Here is a 17,941-nt window from a genome sequence, read left to right on the forward strand (position 1 = left end):
AGCGAGTGAGTAAATATTTAATTCTGATCTTGTTTTTTATGTCTTCATTTATGGTATCAGCATCAGAAGAAACGAAGACAGAGGTTGTGTCACCTCATATTAAAGGAGCTTTATGTTATATAAAAGCCGACGATAAAGTTGTGTTTGTCGATGAGGTTTTCACTAAGAAGCTTTCTCTTCCTGGAGGAACTATTACTGCCAATGAAACTTCTCGTAAGGCTGCAGAAAGAGAGACATGGGAAGAAACGGGTTTAGTTGTCACTGCTAAAGAGATACTGACCCAAACTGAAACTGCGGTTGTTTATCATTGTACTCCAGATTCAGGGGTGATCGCTTTTACTGCAAGCGATGAGCAAGGGTTTCATGCTTTACCTGCTTGGTTTGCTCCAGATTTTCGTATTGAAGTGAATAGGGTGCTATTGGCTTATACCGACAGTATCAATCCACAACAATATCGCTATCCTGAGCAGTATGCACAACAGGTATTAAATCATGATATTCCCAATGCGCCAATTCAATACATTGATTCTGCCATTAGTGCAGCACCACCAGTGCATCAATTTGAACTACCGATCATACAAGCGATTCAATCCAGTATTGTCCAATTACCAGAAACCATATCAAATGCATTGATAGGTACTCTCAAAATAGTCAATTTATCATCGAGTATTTTTGGGGTTTTATTCTTGTTGCCGCTCTTAGTGTATTACTTTGGTGGTAAATCGATTCTACATTTGACGTTTATTGGTATCGTTACTGTGTCGATAACGTTACTTATTCAACTTGGCCTAAAGTACCCTCGACCATTTATTTATCAACCTTCATTGCAGCTAACTGATCCACTTGGTTTTAGTACGCCGAGTATACATGCAGCACTTAGTGTGGTTTTAATTGGCTATCTTTTCCATGTATGGCGAAAAATTTATGATTATGAGTCTATATGGGGATGCTTATTTGGCGTTATTGCCCTGACATTAACTCAAGGTATATCGAGCGTTATTCTTGGTGAACAATTTGCCTCAGATGTCTTATTTGGCTATCTAATAGGGTTATTTACATTGTGGCATTATATTCGTTTGGAAGGTAAACCATCAATAACAGTGAAACTTGTGATGTTACATCCTGCGCTGTGGTGGGCATCATTTATTGGTTTAAGCTTCCTGGCTTATCAGCTTCATTCAATACAACTGGCGAATATTGCAGCTGTCGCTTTTGCGTTATTACTTTCATTATCAAGCTTGTTAAAAACACAGCGTCTTGATTCGCCTTATTTAACAATAAAATTAATTATATGCTGGTTAACTGGAGGGGTAATTTTATTCACCCAACCGTTCTGGTTCCCACTGTTGGTACAAAGTTCAATGAGTGGTTATTTTACCCAGTGTGGTCTTTGGTTTGTTTTAACTTACATGATCATTAAAATCAGTTGTATACCCAAGTAACTTCAAGATACGAGTTTCAGCAAGATTAAAACAAGCTATAGGCAAGGCAAATTGAATATGATCATAGCAGTCTATATCTGTTCAATTTAACGCAGCATAAAGCTTGTTTTAACTTGCCCTTCGGGAGCTTCATTCAAACCTTTATGCCGTGTCAGATTGATTTGAAAGGTGCCTACATTCCTTCACCAATCTTCCTTGCCTAAAGGGTTGGATGGTAGCTCTGAATTCTGCATCTTGAAGTCACTTGGGTATATTGGTAGTCACACTCAAACAATAGAGAAATCCTCATGACATCAAAAGCCGTCGTCGTTTTTAGTGGTGGACAAGATTCAACCACTTGCCTAGTTAAAGCCCTCAAAGAATTTGATGAGGTGCACGCCATTACTTTTGATTATGGGCAAAGGCACAAACTCGAAATTGAAGTTGCCCAATCCTTAGCGAAAAAGTTAGGCGTTGCTGCCCACAAAGTGATGGATGTGAGTTTATTAAATGAACTAGCGATAAGCTCGTTAACTCGTGATGACATTCCAGTATCGCATGAGCTACAAGAAAACGGTCTGCCAAATTCATTTGTACCGGGTCGGAATATCTTATTTTTAACACTTGCGGGTATTTACGCTTATCAAATTGGTGCTCAAAGTGTTATTACAGGTGTGTGCGAGACGGATTTTTCTGGCTACCCAGATTGTCGTGATGAGTTTGTGAAGTCCATTAATCAGTCTTTAGTGCTAGGTATGGATCGTCAATTTACGATTGATACTCCTCTAATGTGGCTTAATAAAGCGGAAACCTGGGCATTATCGGACCAATTTGATGCGTTAGATCTCGTAAGAAATGAGACGCTAACCTGTTATAACGGGGTGATTGGCGATGGGTGTGGTGATTGCCCTGCGTGTGATCTTCGAAAGGCTGGTTTAGTCGATTATTTGGATAACCGAGAGGCGGTGATAGCTGCATTAATTACCAAGCAATCTTAATCCGTTTAGAGTTCTCCAGTCTTGAATGAATAGAAGCCCTCCAATGATTGGAGGGCTTCTTCTATACCGTTATGCGTTGGATTTAAAGGTACATTTTAGCGAGATCACTAGGCTCAACTTCTTTACCTTCAAGTTGTGCATTCCAGTTAATACCAATTAGAACGCCATCTTCTGAAAGAGTGATTAACCAGTCTTCAACAAAAATATCTAATGGGATTTCTAGCACTTCAAAATCAGACCATTCTTCAACATTGTGCATTTGAGCATCTTCTTTTGATGACCAAAATGGCATAACTTCACTATTTTCAAACTCTGAAGAATCACAAGCTAACCAGCCATCTTCATTTTTAAGTCCCCAAACCAATTTCATTTCTTGAGTTTCTTGTACGAAAAGATCAAGATTAGCTTGAATGTCCGATGTTAATTTTGACATGTTATTACTCTCTACTGTGAGTTTGATAAATTGATTAATGAGTTCGGCATACTGTAAGTAATGTTGCGTATGAATACACAATAGCCATTAAATGACCTGACAGGCAAATCCTTTAAGGTAAAAACCTTCAGGGTAGGCACTATCTACTGGGTGATCGGCAGCTTGCCCAAAACGTTCAATAAATTGCATTTTACGACCAGCATCCAGAGCAGCATCCGCTAAGATCTTCTGAAACAGATTTTGCTCCATAAGCCCAGAACATGAATAGGTCAGCAATGTACCGCCCGGTTTTAGAATCTGCATAGCAAGCATGTTGATGTCTTTATAACCGCGACAAGCACCATTTAATTGCGCTTTTGATTCGGCAAATTTTGGTGGATCCATGATCACGACATCAAATTTCGTACCATTCTCACGGTATTCACGTAATAGTTTGAAAACATCAGCATTTAAAAATTCAGCTATCGATACATCAAAGCCATTGAGTTCTGCGTTGGCTTTTGCGTTATCAAGAGCGGGTTGTGACACATCTGCATTTACAACGTGTGCAGCGTTACCTTTTAATGCATAAAGCCCAAAGCCACCGGTGTAAGAGAAACAGTTGAGTACGGTTTTTCCATCAACATATTTCATTGAAAGCTGGCGGCTATCACGCTGATCTAGGTAGAAGCCTGTTTTATGGCCTGATTTGATATCTACTTGGATTTTTACGCCGTTTTCTTCAATGACAACGACATCCGGTGGAGTGTCACCATGCAATACGCCTTGGCGTTCTTTTAGGCCTTCTTTTTTACGTACCGATACATCAGAGCGTTCGTAGATGCTGCAAGTAGGGTAGACCACTTTTAATGCTTCAATAAGCTCTTCACGCTTTGCTTCTGCGCCAGCGCTGAGTAATTGGCAAACTAAGAAATCTTGGTAACGATCAATCGTGATCCCTGGCAGACCATCAGACTCGCCAGCAATGAGTCGATAACCCGTTAAACCACCACGTTCGATAATCGCATTACGCATACTTTGCGCATCAGTTAAGCGTTTAATAAAGAAGTCAGTATTAATTTCTTCTTTTTCAAAACTCCAAACACGAGCACGAATTTGTGATTGAGGAGAAAATGCTGCTTTTGCTAACCATTGCCCTTGGTTGGAATAGATATCTACCGTTTCCCCTAATTGTGGTTTTCCATCGATTTTTTGAATACCACGAGAAAAAACCCAAGGATGGCGACGAAGTAGAGATTTCTCTCTGCCTTTTACGAGATAGATAGCTGATGACATAGTTAGAAATTGCCTGAAAAAATTGAATGTTCTATTTTCATGGAATGTGAGGCGGAAAGCAAATGAATACAGGCAAATGTTTTGTATTAGCGCCATTATCACTAAACTGATAACTGAATGTTTAATAGTGAAGGAGTGGATTATGACACAATCTAATCGAATGTTTATAGTATCGGGTAGGGTACAAGGTGTGGGCTTTCGCTATCAAACCGCCCATCATGGCTTAACTCTTGGGTTAACGGGTCATGCTAAAAATATGAATAATGGTGATGTCGAAGTTTTAGCTTGTGGCAATGAGCAAAAGGTCGCTGAGTTTTATGAGTGGCTAAAGCAAGGTCCAAGGACAGCTTATGTTGAATCTGTAAGAGAAGTAGAAACAACGCTTATTACTGAAAGGGATTTTGCTATTTTGTAGTGATTGAGCGTAATCCCTCTCTATTGAAGTTACTGAATATTCTTTATAAACACTTTGCAGGCTTGGGTAAACCGGCTAGTTTTGTTGCTTGTTTTGCTGGGCCTTTGCGAAATAGGGTAAACAGATATTTGCTATTGCCTTTTTTTGGACCATGCTCTTTTTCCATTGCTTTAACTAGCATGCGAACCGCTGGAGAAGTGTTGAATTCGAGATAAAAATTGCGCACAAATAGAATCACTTCCCAATGGGCATCAGTAAGTTCAATACCTTCTTGTTCCGCGATCATAGGTACAAGGTCTTCTTGCCAATCTGTGTGGTTTAAAAGGTAGCCTTCTTTGTCTGTTTCTATGGTCTTGCCATTATATTGATACATTTGAACCGTCCTGCCGCGTACACTACTTGGGTATATTTATTGGTGCTAATCATAATAGTAATCAAACTCTGGATCTAATGATAGCTCTGAATTCTGCATCTTGAAGTCACTTGGGTATAGATACAAAAAAGCCTGAAAGTTTCCTTTCAGGCTTTTGAGTGATCTTATTATCAGTTGATTGGCAAATTAATCGCGGTTAGTAATACCTAAAATGCTTAGTAAACTGATGAAGATGTTGTAAATAGATACGTAAAGAGTAATGGTTGCAGAGATATAGTTTGTCTCGCCACCACGTACAATACTTTGTGTAGTTAGCAATATTGCACCTGTTGAGAACAGAATAAACATTGCGCTTAGTGCTAGGTGGAACATTGGGATTTGGATGAAGAAGCTTGCAACCATACCAACGATTAATACAATCGCACCAGCCATCATAACGCCATTTAATACTGATAAATCACGTTTAGTCGTTAATGCATAAGCGGATGCAGCCATGAAAGATAAAGCCGTACCACCAAGAGCGGTAACAATAATATCGCCCATTCCAGCGCCAACGTACATATTCAATATTGGGCCAAGGCTATAACCTAAGAAACCTGTAAATAAGAAAGCAAATACAAGGCCTAAGCTAGAGTTACGGTTTTTCTCAGTTAAGAAAAGCAAACCATAGAAACCAACTAACATTAGAATGATACCCGGGCGAGGTAGGTTTAGCGCCATGGATACACCAGCAACCACTGCAGACCAAAGTAGTGTCATAGACAATAAAAAGTAAGTGTTACGTAACACTCGGTTGGTTTGTACAACGCTTTCGCTTCTTGCGGTGCGTGATGTTAGTGGACTGTTCATAGTTTCCCTCGTTAATACACTTGATACCGACAGCATAACCATTTTTTGATTGCAGGGTTACTGCTATCGGATTACTTAAAAATAGACTAAGTATCTTTAAGTACATTAATGGTGCTTAAAGTTCACTTTTTCAAGGTTTTTATTTCATAACCTTTGACTTTATTCTACGGGAATTTTCTCATATCTGTCAGGTGAAGTTGTAACACGATATGAAAAGATAAGTACTTGTAGAATCAATGACTCTTACCTGTTTACGCTTCTTTTAGTGTTACCCAATCTAGTTTGACAGAATCGTCCATGGTTTGTAAGAAGGGTAACATATCTTCTAAGGCCGCTAATTGGGAATGGCAATGACAATACTCTCTCAATACTTTATTAATTTGCTTCTCATCTTTGTAGGCAGAGGTCACTTCCTGCACTTGTGAATGAGGGATCTTGGCAAATAAAAATGCTTTACTGATGCATTCTTTCCATTGCAAATTTATCAGTTTGTTGGTTTCGTCGGTATCAAAAGCAAGATATTGAATTTTATCGTTCTGATTGCGTGAAACGGCATAACAAAGTTGGCTTTCTTTACGTTCACATAATGTTTCTATACTTACTTTTAGCCATGATGAACTATTAAACCGAGAAGCTATCTTAGATTGCTTATTGAGAGGTAATCCATATAGTTCCACTTCATATTTGCCTTTCGAACCATCAACTAATGTCCCTAAAGCTGATTGCCAAAATGAAGCTTGATAGTGTGGTGTAGAGGTATTTACTCCTAGATATTCAAATAAAAGTGATTCATCTAAAGCCGCAGGAATAGATTGTAGAATAGCGACAATATTATCTTCTAATTTGAGCTCGGGTGAACAAAATATAAAATCTTGTGTAGTAACATGACGAGTTTCTTTATCGTTTAGCAGAGCAAGTCCATATTTCTTCATGCCCTTTGGTATCAGCCACTCTACATTTGCATCAATGTCTTCATACCAATGAGATGGTAGGTTCGCTATGTCGCAAGTAACGGAGAAAAATCCAGTTTCTAAGTCGTAGCATTTTGATGACAACAAGTATTGAATAAAACCATCGTGTTTAACTGATGTGACATTTAAAAGTAATTTGGCGCGTTGGGTCTGTAAACTCATACTGCTTTAGGCCTATCTCTAATCGGTAAAGTGATTTGCATTTTAATCAGCCTAAAATGTGACGGCTATACGCCTATGGTATCTTGGTGTTTTTTTGAGACGCAGTTTGAAGTATCTAATTTATCAATTACATCGGTTGCTGATGCTCGCAACTTGGGTCTATCACAATTACATCTTTATATACTCAACAATCGACATATGATTTTTTAGTTGAGTCGCAAAAGGAGTATGTCCTCATTTCTAATACTGTTTTTGTCCCATGTATCAGAACTAACCTCTAGATGATTCTCAACAAATAAGGAATACATCTATGTTCAAACGGAAGTCACTCATCATCGCTCTTGGTGCGCTATATACCTTGCCAAGTTACGCCAGTATGAATATTCAACCGGATCCTGAAAACCCGACAGGTTATGTAGTCGATCGTAGTGAAATACAAGTAATGGAGCAACAAAAGACGTCAGATCCTATGTATGCCATTTGGTCTAAGGCGTTAGAAACTAGAGATAATGCTATTGTTGAGGGCATTGAACCTGGTGCGAATTCTAACCCTGAAAATGTTAAGCGAGTTGAACGGGTTTTCCCTAGAACTGATTGGGATTTCTTAACCCAAATGGCAGCACCGGAATATACCTATACTCGTTTTTTACGGGCTATAGGCAAGTTTCCTGCATTTTGTGGTGAGTATACCGATGGTCGAGACTCAGATGCTATTTGTAAAAAGTCAATTATTACGGCATTTGCCCATTTTTCACAGGAAACGGGTGGGCATATTTCCAAAGATAATAGTTCCGATAACCCACTTGCTCTAGAAGAATGGCAACAAGCACTTGTGCATGTTAGAGAAATGGGGTGGTCTGAAGGTCAAGCAGGGTATACCACAGGTTGTGGCCAAGATGATTGGCAAAATAAACGTTGGCCATGTGCGGCAGGTGAAGGCTATTTTGGTCGAGGTGCAAAACAGCTTTCTTATCATTTTAATTATGGTGCATTCTCTGAAGTGATGTTTGACGGTGATGCCACAGTATTACTGAATAACCCGGGGTTAGTTGCGGACTCATGGCTTAATCTTGCTTCCGCTATTTGGTTTTTCTTAACGCCACAAGCTCCAAAGCCGGCGATGTTGCATGTTATTGATAGAACATGGGAGCCATCTCAGCGCGAACTTGATGCAGGTATAGGATATGGTTTTGGTACCACCATCAATATTATTAATGGTGGTATTGAATGTGGTGAGCAAAATAAAGAGAAAGGTCAACCAGTAAACCGTATTCGGTACTGGGAAGGTTTGGCGGCACATTTCCAAATTCCTATTGAAAGTGATGAAACCAATACTTGCTGGCAGCAGACACCGTATGGAAGCTTGAATTTAAATGGTGCTACGGATGTGCTGTACACCAACTGGGATGGCAATTGGAAGTACTACTCTGATCGTCCGGGCGGTTATTCATTTGAGTGTGAACTGGTCGGGTTCCAAACAGCATATTCGGCACTGGTCCCGGGAGATTATGAAAAGTGTGTCGCTAATTTTTATGGCTCTCATGCAGGTTGGCCAGAAGTAAGAGTCGTTGATGATCTTGAACCGATATCACCAGATCCCGTTGATCCTCCTGTTGATGGTGTGAATTCATGGGATGTGAGTAAGGTTTATACTGGCGGTGATCAAGTGAGCTACCAAGGTGCTATTTATCAAGCAGCATGGTGGACTCAAGGCGATATACCGACAAATGGTGGTCCTTGGTCTCTAGTGAGCGGTGATGTAAATGGTGGTGATGTTGAACCTACTCCAGAGCCTGAACCAGTACCGGAACCAACACCAGAGCCTACTCCGATAGAGAATTATATCGTTTGGCAGCCAGGTGTGACTCAAGTGGCTAACGGTGAAAAAGTGATCTACCAAGATAAGTGTTTTATTGCCAAAAATGGCCCGGGAGTTTGGGAATCGCCAGTACAATCAAATTGGTTCTGGGATGAGATTCAGTGCCTCTAGTGAAAATGTCTCTAGTGAATTAGAGATAGCGACTTAAGAGATAGATAAAAAGCCTTAGCAGTGTGAATTGCTAAGGCTTTATTTTATACCTTTCGTGCTTCAATTACTATGGGTGTATCCCCAAGTATGCCCGAGTTTGAACGATGGGATTAATGATGCAGTATTTGACTTAGGAAGTTTATAGTACGGTCCGACTGAGGATTTTCGAAAAACTCTTTCGGATTATTTTCTTCAATAATCTCTCCAGCATCCATGAATATCACACGGTCTGCGACTTCTTTTGCAAAGCCCATTTCATGCGTCACACATAGCATTGTCATGCCCTCTCCTGCAAGCTCAACCATTACGTCGAGAACTTCACGTACCATTTCAGGATCGAGTGCAGAGGTAGGCTCATCAAATAGCATGATTTGTGGATTCATACATAATGAACGTGCAATGGCTACCCGTTGCTGTTGACCACCAGAAAGTTGTCCTGGGTATTTATCTGCTTGATCAGGGATTTTTACCCGCTCTAAATACTTCATAGCAACTTTCTCTGCTTCTGCTTTAGGCATTTTCTTTACCCAAATAGGCGCTAAGGTGCAGTTTTCTAACACTGTTAAATGTGGGAATAAATTAAAGTGCTGAAAACACATACCAACTTGTTTACGAATGGCTTCAATGTTTTTCAGATCTTCGGTTAACTCTGTACCACCAACATTAATTCTGCCTTTTTGATGCTCTTCCAAATGGTTAATACAGCGAATCATAGTCGATTTACCTGAACCAGAAGGGCCACAGATAACGATTTTTTCGCCTTTGGTTACTTTCAAATTGATATTTTTAAGAACGTGGAATTCACCATACCACTTATTCATATTGTCAATTTGGATCATGTAGTCTTGTTGTTGAGTCATAATTACTTCCTTGAATGCTTCTATCTTCCAAGAGGTTTTATCTCTTATGGCCAGTGTGGAGTTTGTTTTCTAAGTAAATGGAGTAGCGGGAAATCCCGAAACAAAATACCCAAAACACTAACCCAACAAACACATAACTTTCAGTTGAATAACCTAACCAGTCAGGGTCATTATTCGCAGCCTGGCCGATCCCTAACACGTCGTACATGCCAATAATGAGAACAAGACTGGTATCTTTCAGTAGTGATAAGAAGTTATTTACAATAGATGGAATGGTGATTTTTAATGCCTGCGGCAACACAATTAACCCCATTTTTTGCCAATATGACAACCCGAGAGAATCGGCTGCCTCGTATTGGCCCTTAGGGATTGCTTGTAAACCACCTCGTACTACTTCTGCCATATACGCTGAATAGAACATAACTACACCGATTAAGGCTCGAATGAGTTTATCGGTTTGAACGCCATCAGCGAAAAAGAGTGGTAACATGACCGAAGCCATAAATAAAACGGTAATAAGTGGAACACCACGCCAAATCTCAATGTAAGCTACGCTCAACTTACTGATAATTGGCATTTTAGAACGTCGTCCTAAGGCTAAAATCACACCGATAGGTAATGAAAGAACGATACCTATGGTTGAAAGGATCAAAGTAACGAGTAAGCCACCCCATTGATGGGTATCAACAACTGGCAAACCAAACATCGAACCTTCAAGTAGACCAGCCATTAAAATAGGGTAGACAGTACCAAAAAAGATAAAGATCCAAGAACGTTTTGGCGTTTTTTCGTAAGCCATCAAGACAACAAGAATGGCGAGTGTCCAGTAAAATAGCTTAGGTCTCCACAGTTCTGCTGCTGGATAAAAGCCGAACATGAACTGATCCCAGCGCACACTGATAAAGACCCAACATGCGCCTGTACTGCTACATGCATCTCGAGTTGTTCCTATCCAGTCTGCGTTGATGATCCCCCAATCTGCAATTGACCAAACTGTTGTCACAGCAATATAAGCCATCACTAAGGTCAAAAGGCTATTAAGAGGGGTACTAAACAAGTTTTTGCGTAACCAACCGATAAGCCCGACAGTATTAGCCGGTGGCGGAAGGTCAGGTAGAAATTGGTGCTTTTTCATCTAAATTCTCCGCTTGTTATCTTTCTACTAACGCAACTTTGCGGTTATAGATGTTCATTAGCCATGACGTTAATAAACTTAGTCCTAAGTAAACTCCCATCGTCATAAAGATGATTTCAATAGCCTGGCCGGTTTGGTTGAGTGTCGTTCCGGCAAAAACCGAGACAAGATCGGGATAACCAATTGCCATTGCTAATGAGGAGTTTTTAGTTAAATTTAAATATTCACTGGTAAGGGGAGGAACGATGATTCGCATTGCTTGTGGAATGACAACCAACTTTAGCGTTTTTGATTGTGACAAACCTAAAGCGGTTGCTGCTTCTGTTTGACCATGGCTAACAGCCTCAATGCCTGAGCGAACAATTTCAGCAATAAATGCAGAAGTAAATATGCCAAGAGCAAGCCATAGAGCGAATAATTCAGGTAGTACGGTAATGCCACCTTTAAAGTTAAAGCCTTTTAATTCAGGGTAGTCTGCAGAAATTGGCATCCCCATAATAAAGTAGGCAACAATTGGTAAGCCGATACATAAACCTAAAACAATTCTAGTAACGGGCGTTTGTAACCCTGTCACTTTTTGCCGATTTTTGGCCCATATGTATACGCCGATACTAAGTACTACCGCAAGAATAGCCGCGGCACCAATTAACCAACTGCCGGATTCAAAGACCGGTTTTGGTACATATAAACCACGTATATTTAGAAATAGAACCTCGCCTAAGCTGAGGCTTTGCCTTGCAGAAGGTAGAGCTTGTAGGACTGCAAAATACCAGAATAGTATTTGCAATAGAGGAGGTACATTTCGAACAATTTCTATGTATACCGCAGCAAGACGATTGACCATCCAGTTGGATGATAAACGGGCAATACCGACGGTAAAACCAAGAATAGTGGCTAAGATAATACCGAGAAAAGAAACTAAAACCGTGTTGAGTAGACCGACAATAAAGGTGCGGCCAAAAGTATAAGTTTCATCATATTCAATTAACGCCAAACTGATCCCGAAACCAGCTTGTCGATCGAGGAACCCAAAACCTGTAGAGATACCACGGTTGTTTAAGTTATCGATTGTATTGTTGATGATGATATAGAAAAAGTAACCAAGTACCGCTACGGTGATAAGCTGAAAAGCAATCGAGCGAAATCTTGGATTATAGATAAGATGAGAAAGGGAGCTACCAGATGCTGACTGATTGACTGCTTTCTCAGATTCATTAGGTTTCATACTGCGTAACCTCAAAATCATTGAAAAAAAAGGGCAGCCGAAACCGCCCTAGTCCAGAGTATTATGAAGTTATGTGTATTAACGAATTGGTGGTGCGTATTGGAAGCCACCTGCATTCCAAAGTTTATTTACACCACGGTCTACTTTAAGTGGTGAACCTTGACCCACAGTACGTTCAAACATTTCACCGTAGTTACCCACTTGCTTAACGATTTGGTAAGCCCAGTCATCTTTTAGCCCTAGACCTTCGCCTTTTGGACCATCAAGACCTAAAATACGTTTTACGTTTGGATCGTTAGATTTTTTCATTTCATCGACATTTGCTTGAGTCACGCCATATTCTTCAGCATTGATCATGGCAAATAATGTCCATTTAGTAACGTTAAACCACTGGTCGTCACCTTGACGTACAACTGGGCCTAATGGCTCTTTAGAAATGATTTCAGGTAAAACGGTCGCAGAATTTGGATCTTTTAAGTTCAAACGTAGTCCGTAAAGTTGAGATTGGTCTGAAGTCAGTACATCACAACGTCCAGAATCAAAGCCTTTAGCTGTTTGATCCATAGTGTCAAAGACAACAGGCTTATATTCCATACCTTTTAAACGGAAGTAGTCGGCAAGGTTCAGTTCGGTCGTAGTGCCTGATTGAACACAAACTGATGCGCCATCAAGTTCAGTCGCGCTTTTAACGCCAAGGTCTTTCTTAACCATGAAACCTTGACCGTCGTAGTAAGTCGTTCCAACAAAGTTAAGACCTAGTGAGCCATCACGTTGAAGTGTCCATGTTGTGTTACGAGATAGAACATCTACCTCTCCAGATTGTAGGGCAGTAAAACGTTCTTTTGCGTTTAGTGGAACGTATTTTACTTTAGATTTATCACCTAATACTGCTGCAGCAACCGCTTGACAATATTCAACATCCAGACCTTCCCATTGGCCTTTTGAGTTGGGGTTTGAAAAGCCAGCAAGGCCAGTACTTACACCACATTTTAGTTCATTCGCTTTTTGTACATCTTGCAGTGTGCCGGCGAAAGCTGAGTTAGCCATCATTGCAGCAGAAACTGCGACTGCTGAAGCGAGAAGTTTAATTGATTTTTGCATGTGTATCCTTCCTGTATACGTCCATTGAAATCAGGTTGAACTGAAAACGAATTTGTCTGTGATTGATTAAACTAATGTTGTTTTAATTAAAATTATTTTCCGGTACACCTTTATATTTTATTGAGGCTTCGTACCTGTTTTACTCTTAAAGAGTAGGAAAGAATTTGAAATACACAAATCACTACATCCATTATGTGATTGAGTTGCATCACAAATCTTTCATTAAGTTTAGAATGTATAAATGTCATGGCAATGTAAATAGTGCAATGATGCACCACAATGTCACATTTAATCTTTTATTCTGAATAGTAGGGAAAGAACGTTATATAATTATTAATAGAGTGCTTATTAATGGATTGATCAATAAGTGAGGGTGCTAAATTCAAAGTAAAATTGTTTGTGATAAAGATCTTATGTTTCCTCTGTGCACAAATTTGGTAGTATCAAGCATGAGTGACACATCACAAAAAGGAATTAAATGCGTTATTTCCCAGTTTTTTTAGATCTAAACAAGAAAGCCGTACTGGTTGTCGGTGGCGGCGAGGTGGCTTGTCGTAAAGTGGATATGCTTCTTAGAGCAGGAGCAAATGTTACGGTAGTCTCACCGAATATTCACCCACATTTGCTTTCGTTATCAGAGCAACAAGCTTTGCTTTGGGTGAAAGCGTTTTACCAATCTGAGATGCTGCAAGACTATATTCAAGTGTGGGCAACGACAGATAACCCTCAATTGAATCATCAAGTTCATCACGATGCTAAGCAAAAAAATATCATGGTTAATGTGGTCGATGATAAACCTTATTGTGACTTTATTACCCCTTCTATGATCAACCGTGGGCGTATTCAAATTGCGGTATCCAGTGGTGGAGCATCACCGGTATTAATTCGTTATTTACGTGAAAAACTAGAGTCTATGTTGCCGCAGAACTTATCATTATTGGCAGATTTTGGCGCATCTAAACGTAACAGCATTAAAGAATCATTAGCTTCGGTAGATGAAAGACGTAAGTTTTGGGAGCGTTTCTTTTCTTCGGCAAAAATTCCAACTATTACTAAGCGCGAACAATTGGAATCTCTATATCTCGATACCTTGCAAGATAAAGTGGAAGTGACGTCGGTTTTGCATTGGATTCAGTTTAATCATGATGTCGAAAACCTTTCGATTAAAGCACTACGTTTAATGCAAGAATCTGAATTGGTTTTGTATCCAGCAAATTGTCCATTTGAATTTGTGGATTTATGCCGTCGTGATGCAGACAGAGAAGAATATCAAGATATCCACCATCTAGCCGGGTTAATCGAAAAAGCCAAAGCGAATAAATTAAGAGTCTGTATTTTCACTGCCAATGATCCTATTGCTTCAGAGATGAAACTATTAATGGGCAATGACAAGTTAATTAAAATTGCTGAATAAACTATCAACCACTTAAGTATATAGTCTAAACTTTAAAGAGTAGGCTTTGCGGAGGTGGTTATGGAGCACCAGCATAATCAAAAAGATAATCCTTTAATTCATGACCTCATGATGAAAGGGTTTATTTATACCACTTTGCATCACTTATCGTGGCCGCAGCAGACTCTCACGGTTGAAAATGGTTTAGTACTGCGATTTTACCATCGTGGTATGTTAAGCATCACGCCAACTCAGTATAAAGGTGATAGTGCCACGGTAATATCGGTAGGGGTTCATGGTGATGAAACAGGGCCGATTGAGTTGGTGGATAAATTGGTTTCTCAAGTGTTATCTGGCGAGGTAAGCATCAGCCATCCGTGTTTGTTTATTTTTGCTCATCCTGATGCCACCATTAAAAAACAGCGCTTTATAGAGCAAAACCTTAATCAATTGTTTGAAATGTCTAATATGCAAGTTCGAGGTATAGAAGGGGAAATTGCCGCTAAGATAAAAGATGTTGTCGAGTTATTTTTTGAACGATCTTCTGGAAAAAAACGCTGGCACTTAGATCTTCATTGTTCCTCTCGTCCTTCTCAATATCCTGTTTTTGCTATTCGCCCTGCTACCAGACACCAATCCGACTCCGCTGACCAAGAATTAAAGTACTTTGCTCAACACGCTGATGTTCAAGCTTTTTTGTTATGCCATCATCCTAGTTATGCGTTTAGTTGGTATACTGGTGAGTATTTTCAAGCGAAGAGCTTAACCATCGAATTAGGCCAGCTTAGAGCATTGGGAGAAAATGATCTTTCGGTGTTTAGCTCATTTTTATCGGGGATGCATTTATTGCTCAATCGAAATGAAAAGTTAGATGATGTGAATTGTATGAATCAAGATATTGCAGTTTATGATGTGGTTGATGAGATCCGTAAGCAGCATCCAGATTTAGCCTTCACCGCACGACAAGCACTAATCAACTTTGAACCACTGTATTTAAATCAAGAATATGGAATACAAGGCGGCGTTCCAATGATCTGTGAGTCTGGTGGTTACGCTTTAGTGTTTGCCAATGATAAAGTGGATGTCGGCCAGAGAGCGGCATTACTCGTTGAAAGAATTCGCTAAATATCCTTCGTACCTAAAGTTGTAACTCTGAATTCTGCACCCTAGGGTATAGAGGTAAATATATCCTGACTTTTCTTTTCAATTGGTGTGTAACTGGTTATGGTATTGGAAATACAGCTATTTATACTCAAGTGACTATGATCATATGCAATTCAATCAGTTAATTTACACCAAGCATCAACGCTGGAAACTGCCCTTCATTTTAATCACGATCTTTTTAGTCTGCGTGAGTACTATCTATTTATCAGTTGGCGATTTATCCCTGTCTTTTTTTCATCCTATGTCTGATTTACAGCAACAAGTGATCGTCAACCTTCGACTACCTAGATTATTTGCCGCTATCTTATTAGGCGCTTCACTTGCGGTGGCTGGTGCGACCTTACAAGTTTTATTAGGCAATCCGCTGGCAGAGCCTGGCATTATTGGCATTTCAGGCGGAGCAAGTCTGGCGATGGTGATTGCTTTGTTCTTTTTTCCTGTCCTAATGTCACCACTAGGTTCAATGGCTGTCGCGATATTAGGGTCGTTAGTTTTTACACTTTTAATTGTGTCACTTGCCAAAGCGATGCGTTTAACCACAGGGCGCTTGTTATTGATCGGGGTAGCATTAGGGATTTTATCTAGCGCGGTTGTGACGTGGGCGTTTTATTTCAGCGATGATTTTAACCTTAGAATACTGATGTATTGGTTAATGGGTAGTATTAGCGGAGTATCTTGGGCGCAAGTGGCACTAGGTTTGATAATGTTACCCTGTATCGTTTGGCTGTGTTTTAAAGGTCGAGATTTAGATTTATTAATGGCAGGTGAGCAACATGCCAAACAACTCGGCTTGGATGTGCTTGCACTACGTTGGAAGTTGATTATTTATGTGTCGATATTGGTTGGTTGCTCGGTCGCCATTGGTGGGGTAATTAGTTTTATTGGCTTAGTGGTTCCACATCTTATTCGTTTGATTTTTGGCAGCGAGAATCGTTATCTATTACCAATGTCTGCATTGTGTGGTGCAAGTTTACTGGTTTTGGCTGATTTACTTGCCAGAGTATCACTCACGAGTGCAGAACTTCCTTTAGGCGTGATGACAACGACTATAGGTGCTCCTGTGTTTATTTGGATGTTATTACGTGGGCATGACCAGAATTAATGATGGATAAAATAACGCCTATGCTCGATATAAAAGATCTCAGCGTATCAAATCGTTTGATGCCGATGAGCTTTCAAGTGAACTCTGGTGAAATCGTTCATGTGATTGGCCCAAATGGGAGTGGTAAGAGTACTTTGCTTGAAGTGTTAGCTGGTTTACTTTCACATCAAGGAACCGTCGCTTTCAATGGTGAATCAATCGCTCAATATGATTTGAAAGAACTGGCAAAGATCCGCGCCTATTTATGTCAGTCAGATCGACCAGCGTTTAATATGTCGGTTTTTCAATATTTATCGCTCTCGATCAGCAAAGATGCTCACCATGATTTAGTCGAAAAAGCGGTTGGTGAAATTACCACTCAGCTTTGCATTACTGACAAGCTAGGTAAAAGCATTCATCATTTATCCGGTGGAGAATGGCAGAGAGTGCGCCTTGCTGGAGTATGTCTACAAGTATGGCCAACCTTGAATTCAGATGCGAAAGTATTGCTGCTCGATGAACCTGCAGCGCCTTTAGATGTTGGTCAAGAAAGCTTGCTGTATCAAATGATAAAAGTGATGGCGAGCAAGGGGTTAACTGTAGTGATGGCAAACCATGATCTAAATAGAACCTTGAGGCATTCTGATAAAGTGTTGATTCTCAAAGAGGGTGTATTGAAGGCAGTCGGTGAGACAAAGTCGTTGTTAACAAGTCAGTTGATGACAGAAATTTTTAGCACCCAGGTCACACGTATTGAGCATGATGGGCAAACGCATTTATTGTTTGATTAATGGTTTAATATTGGTTAGTTGAACTCGTTTGAATGTAACCCGTCAGTTTTGTTAGCTAGATCTGACTGATTACCTTAAATCGGTTTTTGCTCAAAAATCACTTAATGATCCAAGTGTTAGCTATCCTCAAGCCTGTTATCTGGGATCTCTCACACCAATGAAACTGACGTAAAAGAAAGACCCCGCATCTTCTTCGCCTAGGCTCATGTGCGGGGTGACGGTAAGGGGGGAACTCATTTTTGCCCCAAAACGAGTTAGAAAGTAT

The 17,941-nt window shown here is 40.1% G+C and carries 17 protein-coding genes; 8 read left to right on the forward strand and 9 right to left on the reverse strand.

Going from position 1 to position 17,941, the window contains the following annotated elements; genetic code table 11:
- The first annotated feature begins 5 nt into the window (after positions 1-5).
- Together QQJ93_RS04620 and queC are read left to right on the forward strand one after the other, a co-directional pair.
- A complete protein-coding gene (locus tag QQJ93_RS04620; RefSeq protein ID WP_160117511.1) occupies positions 6-1,442 on the forward strand; it encodes a bifunctional NUDIX hydrolase/phosphatase PAP2 family protein in 1,437 nt (478 codons plus the stop codon).
- Positions 1,443-1,729: 287 nt separating this feature from the next.
- Positions 1,730-2,419, forward strand: a complete 690-nt coding sequence (queC, locus tag QQJ93_RS04625; protein ID WP_089124320.1) for a 7-cyano-7-deazaguanine synthase QueC — start codon at positions 1,730-1,732, stop codon at positions 2,417-2,419.
- An 82-nt stretch (positions 2,420-2,501) separates the two neighbouring features.
- On the opposite strand, the gene QQJ93_RS04630 is transcribed toward queC, so the two are convergent.
- Together QQJ93_RS04630 and QQJ93_RS04635 are read right to left on the reverse strand one after the other, a co-directional pair.
- Positions 2,502-2,852 carry a DUF2750 domain-containing protein gene (locus QQJ93_RS04630; protein WP_089124321.1) on the reverse strand — a complete coding sequence of 117 codons (351 nt, stop codon included), beginning with the start codon at positions 2,850-2,852 and terminating at the stop codon, positions 2,502-2,504.
- Positions 2,853-2,939: 87 nt separating this feature from the next.
- Positions 2,940-4,127 carry a class I SAM-dependent methyltransferase gene (locus QQJ93_RS04635; RefSeq protein ID WP_089124322.1) on the reverse strand — a complete coding sequence of 396 codons (1,188 nt, stop codon included), beginning with the start codon at positions 4,125-4,127 and terminating at the stop codon, positions 2,940-2,942.
- Between the two features lie 142 nt (positions 4,128-4,269).
- Here QQJ93_RS04635 and yccX point away from each other — a divergent pair, with 142 nt between their 5' ends.
- Positions 4,270-4,542 carry an acylphosphatase gene (gene yccX, locus QQJ93_RS04640; protein WP_089124323.1) on the forward strand — a complete coding sequence of 91 codons (273 nt, stop codon included), beginning with the start codon at positions 4,270-4,272 and terminating at the stop codon, positions 4,540-4,542.
- A 43-nt stretch (positions 4,543-4,585) separates the two neighbouring features.
- On the opposite strand, the gene QQJ93_RS04645 is transcribed toward yccX, so the two are convergent.
- The 3 genes from QQJ93_RS04645 to QQJ93_RS04655 all read right to left on the reverse strand — a co-directional run bounded on the left by QQJ93_RS04645 (position 4,586) and on the right by QQJ93_RS04655 (position 6,897).
- Positions 4,586-4,915, reverse strand: a complete 330-nt coding sequence (locus tag QQJ93_RS04645; RefSeq protein ID WP_089124324.1) for a TusE/DsrC/DsvC family sulfur relay protein — start codon at positions 4,913-4,915, stop codon at positions 4,586-4,588.
- Positions 4,916-5,101: 186 nt separating this feature from the next.
- Positions 5,102-5,764, reverse strand: a complete 663-nt coding sequence (locus QQJ93_RS04650; RefSeq protein ID WP_089124325.1) for a Bax inhibitor-1/YccA family protein — start codon at positions 5,762-5,764, stop codon at positions 5,102-5,104.
- A 251-nt stretch (positions 5,765-6,015) separates the two neighbouring features.
- A complete protein-coding gene (locus QQJ93_RS04655; RefSeq protein WP_089124326.1) occupies positions 6,016-6,897 on the reverse strand; it encodes a hypothetical protein in 882 nt (293 codons plus the stop codon).
- 310 nt (positions 6,898-7,207) lie between these two features.
- Here QQJ93_RS04655 and QQJ93_RS04660 point away from each other — a divergent pair, with 310 nt between their 5' ends.
- On the forward strand, positions 7,208-8,887 hold the full coding sequence (locus tag QQJ93_RS04660; protein ID WP_089124327.1) for a chitinase: 1,680 nt from the start codon (positions 7,208-7,210) through the stop codon (positions 8,885-8,887).
- Positions 8,888-9,036: 149 nt separating this feature from the next.
- Here QQJ93_RS04660 and QQJ93_RS04665 read toward each other — a convergent pair whose 3' ends face one another.
- The 4 genes from QQJ93_RS04665 to QQJ93_RS04680 all read right to left on the reverse strand — a co-directional run bounded on the left by QQJ93_RS04665 (position 9,037) and on the right by QQJ93_RS04680 (position 13,247).
- Positions 9,037-9,786: an amino acid ABC transporter ATP-binding protein gene (locus tag QQJ93_RS04665; protein ID WP_089124328.1), complete on the reverse strand. Its 750-nt coding sequence runs from the start codon at positions 9,784-9,786 to the stop codon at positions 9,037-9,039.
- 37 nt (positions 9,787-9,823) lie between these two features.
- Positions 9,824-10,921 carry an amino acid ABC transporter permease gene (locus QQJ93_RS04670; RefSeq protein ID WP_089124329.1) on the reverse strand — a complete coding sequence of 366 codons (1,098 nt, stop codon included), beginning with the start codon at positions 10,919-10,921 and terminating at the stop codon, positions 9,824-9,826.
- A 16-nt stretch (positions 10,922-10,937) separates the two neighbouring features.
- Positions 10,938-12,146, reverse strand: coding sequence for an amino acid ABC transporter permease (locus QQJ93_RS04675; RefSeq protein WP_089124330.1), 1,209 nt, complete (start codon positions 12,144-12,146; stop codon positions 10,938-10,940).
- 78 nt (positions 12,147-12,224) lie between these two features.
- Positions 12,225-13,247, reverse strand: coding sequence for an amino acid ABC transporter substrate-binding protein (locus tag QQJ93_RS04680; protein WP_089124331.1), 1,023 nt, complete (start codon positions 13,245-13,247; stop codon positions 12,225-12,227).
- 478 nt (positions 13,248-13,725) lie between these two features.
- Here QQJ93_RS04680 and QQJ93_RS04685 point away from each other — a divergent pair, with 478 nt between their 5' ends.
- The 4 genes from QQJ93_RS04685 to btuD all read left to right on the forward strand — a co-directional run bounded on the left by QQJ93_RS04685 (position 13,726) and on the right by btuD (position 17,676).
- Positions 13,726-14,661 carry a siroheme synthase gene (locus QQJ93_RS04685; RefSeq protein ID WP_089124332.1) on the forward strand — a complete coding sequence of 312 codons (936 nt, stop codon included), beginning with the start codon at positions 13,726-13,728 and terminating at the stop codon, positions 14,659-14,661.
- Between the two features lie 60 nt (positions 14,662-14,721).
- The gene (locus QQJ93_RS04690; RefSeq protein WP_089124333.1) at positions 14,722-15,765 is read left to right on the forward strand and encodes a succinylglutamate desuccinylase; all 1,044 of its coding nucleotides are present in this window, start codon (positions 14,722-14,724) and stop codon (positions 15,763-15,765) included.
- 145 nt (positions 15,766-15,910) lie between these two features.
- Entirely contained in the window at positions 15,911-16,906 is a 996-nt protein-coding gene (btuC, locus tag QQJ93_RS04695; RefSeq protein ID WP_089124334.1) for a vitamin B12 ABC transporter permease BtuC, read from the forward strand.
- Positions 16,907-16,926: 20 nt separating this feature from the next.
- Positions 16,927-17,676 carry a vitamin B12 ABC transporter ATP-binding protein BtuD gene (gene btuD, locus QQJ93_RS04700; RefSeq protein ID WP_089124552.1) on the forward strand — a complete coding sequence of 250 codons (750 nt, stop codon included), beginning with the start codon at positions 16,927-16,929 and terminating at the stop codon, positions 17,674-17,676.
- Positions 17,677-17,941 lie beyond the last annotated feature (265 nt).

Origin of the sequence: Vibrio algivorus (genome assembly GCF_030161215.1) — a bacterium.
GTDB lineage: Bacteria > Pseudomonadota > Gammaproteobacteria > Enterobacterales > Vibrionaceae > Vibrio > Vibrio algivorus.